A 3,910-nucleotide genomic window follows, 5' to 3' on the forward strand; every position below is an offset into this window, starting at 1 on the left:
CGGGTTCGGCGGGGCCGCCTACGCCGCGCTGCTGCGTAGGCTGCACGCCGCGGTCTACGCCGACTGACCGTCCCGGGCCCGCGGTCCCCTCCGGCGGGCGGGTGCGGGTGTGGACCGGCCCGCCGCGGGTATCCCACGGGCATGCCCGGTCCCGGTCTCGTGCTGTCCACCTACCTCAACGACCACTACGCGGCGGCGGTCGCCGCGGCCGAACTGGCCCGTCGGATGGCCGCGCAGCGGCAGGGGAGTCCCGACGCGGGCGAGTACTCGGCGTTGGCGGGCGAGGTCGCCGACGACGCCCGCGCCCTGCGGGTGATCCTGTCCGAGCTGGGGGTGCCCGTGCGCCGGTACAAGACGGTGGCCGCGTGGCTCGGGGAGAAGGTGGGCAGGCTCAAGCTCAACGGCCGGGTGCGGACCCCGTCCCCGGCGAGCCCGGTGGTGGAACTGGACGGCCTGGGCATGCTGATCACCGCCCGGGCGGGCGTGTGGCGCAGTCTGCTGACCGTCGCCCGGCACGACGACCGCCTCGACGAACGGGAACTGATCGAGCTGCTGGGCCGGGCCGACCGGCAGGCGGACACGGCCCGCCGGTTGCAGGGCCGCGCTGCCGAGACGGCGTTCGGCGCGTCGGAGGAAACGGTCGGCTGACGCCGTCCCGATCCGTCCCGATCCGTCCCGTTCCGTTCCGCGGGCGGTGTGCGCCGGAACGGGACGGAACGATTCCGTGCGGTGGGCGGGTCGGTGTTTTCCGGGAATTTCCCGTGTGGGGTACACAGGGTGACCGGTATGGTCGTCGGTGTAGCCACGGAGCGGGAGGTCGGATGAGCATCGCCGGAACCAGGGTGGTCCGTGTCGAGGACCAGAAGCTGATCACGACGGGCGGGACCTACCTCGACGACCTGCGGGAACCGGAACTGACCGGCGCCGTGCACGCGATGTTCGTCCGCAGCCCGATCGCGCACGCCACGATCACCGCGATCGACACCGCGCAGGCCCGCGCCGCCGAGGGGGTGGTCGCGGTCTACACCGCCGCCGATCTGGACCTGGAGCCGGGTGCGGCGGGGCCCGTGCCGCAGCCGTGGCTGGCCGACGGCGTGGTCCGCTACGTCGGCGAACCGGTCGCCCTCGTGCTGACGGAGCGGCGATACCAGCTGGCCGACGCCGCCGAACTGGTTGACGTGGACTACGAACCGCTTGAGGTGGTGTCCGGCCTCGACGCGGCCCTGACCGACGACACCGTGCTGCACCCGGAGGTCGGGTCGAACACGGTACAGACCCACGGCGGCGACTTCGCCGACGACACGTTCGACGGCTGCGAGGTCGTGGTGACCCGCACGCTGGACAACCAGCGCGTCGCCCCGGCACCGCTGGAGGTGCGGGGCGCGGCCTGCGCCTGGGGCGACGACGGCAGGCTCACCGTGTGGCTGTCCACCCAGAACGCCCAGTTGGCCCGCGCCGCGATCGCTCAGGGGCTGGGCACCGACCCCGAACGGGTCCGGGTGATCACCCCGGACGTCGGCGGCGGGTTCGGCGCGAAGATCGGCGCGGACCCTGAGGCGGTCGTGCTCGGCTGGGCGGCCTCGGCGGCGGGCAGGCCGGTGCGCTGGACGGAGGACCGCAGCGAGAACATGACGGCGATGACGCACGGCCGGGCCCAGCGCAACACCGTCACGATCGGCGGCCGTCGGGACGGCACGGTCGAGGCGGTGCGGCTGGAGGTCGTGCAGGACGCGGGCGCCTACCCGCGCACCCTGTTCCTGCCGATGCTGACCGAACTGATGTCCGCCGGTGTCTACCGGTTCCCCCGGGTCGAGACGGCCAGCCGGGCGGTGGTCACCAACACCACCCCGATCGCCGCCTACCGCGGCGCGGGCCGGCCGGAGGCCACGGCCGCGATCGAGCGGGTGCTGGACATCTTCGCCGCCGAGATCGGCGCCGACCCGGCCGAGGTGCGCCGGACGAACTTCATCCCGCCGGAGGAGTTCCCGTACACCACGCCCACCGGTGCCACCTACGACACCGGCGAGTACGCGGAGGCCCTGGACCGGGTGCTGGAGGCGGGCGGCTACGCGGATCTGCGGGCCGAGCAACGGCGCCGCCGTGAGGCCGGGGATCCGGTCGCCCTCGGGCTGGGGCTGGCCAGCTACGTGGAGATCACCGGGGCGGACCGGGGTGGGGAGAGCGGCCGGGTGGACATCCACCCGGACGGCTCGGTCACCGCCTACACCGGCAGCTCCCCACACGGTCAGGGGCTGGACACGACGCTGGCGATGCTGCTGTGCGACCAGCTCGGCGTGCCGATGGACCGGATCACCATCCGGCACGGTGACACCGACGAGGTGCCCGCGGGTATCGGGACGATGGGGTCGCGGTCGTTGCAGGCCGGCGGCTCCGCCGTCCGGCGCGCCGCCGACGAGGTGATCGAGAAGGCGCGGAAGATCGCCGCCGAACACCTGGAGGCCGCCCCGGACGACCTGGAACTCGACCCGTCCGCGGGGCTGTGGCAGGTGCGTGGCGCCCCCACCGCGGCGACCGTCACCTGGGCCGAGGTGGCCGCGCGGGCCGAACCGGGGGAGTTGTCGGCCGACGTGTGGTTCGGTGACGGCGGATCCACCTACCCGTTCGGCGCGCACCTCGCGGTGGTGGAGGTGGACACCGAGACGGGCAAGGTCGCGCTGCGGCGGATCGTCGCGGTCGACGACGCGGGGCCGGTGATCAACCCGGTCACGTTCGCCGGGCAGCGGCACGGCGGCCTCGGCCAGGGTGTGGCGCAGGCGCTGCTCGAGGTGATGGACTACGACGCCGACGGCAACCCCACCACGGCCACGCTGGCGGACTACTCCTTCGTCACCGCGACCGAGCTGCCCGACTTCGACCTGGTCGAAATGGCCACCCCCACCCCGGAGAACCCGTTGGGGGTGAAGGGCATCGGGGAGGCCGCCACCATCGGATCGACCCCGGCGGTGCACAACGCCGTCGTCGACGCGGTGGCGCACCTCGGGGTAACCCACATCGACATGCCCACGACCCCGCTCCGGGTCTGGCAGGAACTCGCACGAGTACGGGAGGCGGACTGAACGTGCGCATCACGATGGACATCAACGGACGGACGGTCTCGGCCGACGTCGAGGACCGGACCCTGCTCGTGCACCTCCTGCGCGACGAAATCGGGTTGACCGCCGCCAACATCGGCTGCGACACCACCTCGTGCGGCGCCTGCACCGTGCTGCTGGACGGCGAGTCGGTGAAGTCGTGCACCGTGCTGGCCGCACAGGCGGATGGGCACGCGGTGACCACACTGGAGGGACTGGAGGGGCCGGACGGCGCGGAACACCCGATGCAGCGCGCGTTCCGCGACCAGCACGGCCTGCAGTGCGGGTTCTGCACCCCCGGCATGATCATGGCCGGGGTGTCGCTGCTCGCCGACAACCCGCGGCCGACGCGGGAACAGGTGCGGTCCGGCCTGGAGGGCAACCTGTGCCGGTGCACGGGGTACCACAACATCGTCAACGCGGTGATGGACGCCTCGGGGCAGGAGGTGCGGCAGTGATCCCGGCCGGACTGGAGTACCGACGTGCGTCCTCTGTGGACGACGCGCTGGGTGTGCTCGCCGAACACGGCGACGACGCGAAGCTGCTTGCCGGGGGACACTCCCTGGTGCCGTTGATGAAGCTGCGCCTGGCCGCCCCGGAGCTCGTCGTGGACATCGGCGCGCTGGACGAGCTGCGCTACGTCCGGGACGAGGGGGACACCCTCGCGATCGGCGCGTTGAGCCGCTACCGCGACCTGGAGCGGGACCCGCTGCTGGGCGCCCACGCGCCCCTGCTGGCGCACGTCTCCGGCGAGATCGGCGACCGGCAGGTGCGCCACCGCGGCACGATCGGCGGGTCGGTGGTGCACGGCGACGCCG

Annotated in this window: 4 protein-coding genes; all 4 read left to right on the forward strand. The window is 73.1% G+C overall.

Features of this window, described 5'->3' with window-relative positions; translation table 11 throughout:
* The first annotated feature begins 141 nt into the window (after positions 1–141).
* Positions 142–648 carry a hypothetical protein gene (locus tag ACTIR_RS0110740; protein WP_026454284.1) on the forward strand — a complete coding sequence of 169 codons (507 nt, stop codon included), beginning with the start codon at positions 142–144 and terminating at the stop codon, positions 646–648.
* 173 nt (positions 649–821) lie between these two features.
* Positions 822–3,077, forward strand: a complete 2,256-nt coding sequence (locus tag ACTIR_RS0110745) for a xanthine dehydrogenase family protein molybdopterin-binding subunit (RefSeq protein ID WP_026454285.1) — start codon at positions 822–824, stop codon at positions 3,075–3,077.
* A gap of 2 nt (positions 3,078–3,079) precedes the next feature.
* The gene (locus tag ACTIR_RS0110750; RefSeq protein ID WP_026454286.1) at positions 3,080–3,550 is read left to right on the forward strand and encodes a (2Fe-2S)-binding protein; all 471 of its coding nucleotides are present in this window, start codon (positions 3,080–3,082) and stop codon (positions 3,548–3,550) included.
* Positions 3,547–3,910: FAD binding domain-containing protein (locus ACTIR_RS22745; protein WP_034239350.1), on the forward strand; the 364-nt coding region annotated here is incomplete at its 3' end. The genes ACTIR_RS0110750 and ACTIR_RS22745, both read left to right, overlap by 4 nt.

Origin of the sequence: Saccharomonospora iraqiensis subsp. iraqiensis, from assembly GCF_000430445.1 — a bacterium.
GTDB classification, from domain to species: Bacteria; Actinomycetota; Actinomycetes; order Mycobacteriales; family Pseudonocardiaceae; genus Saccharomonospora; species Saccharomonospora iraqiensis.

Excerpts from the sequence above, each read along its gene's own strand:
- ACTIR_RS0110740 (WP_026454284.1), top strand. The coding sequence starts at position 142 with ATGCCCGGTCCCGGTCTCGTGCTGTCCACCTACCTCAACGACCACTAC.
- ACTIR_RS0110745 (WP_026454285.1), top strand. The coding sequence starts at position 822 with ATGAGCATCGCCGGAACCAGGGTGGTCCGTGTCGAGGACCAGAAGCTG.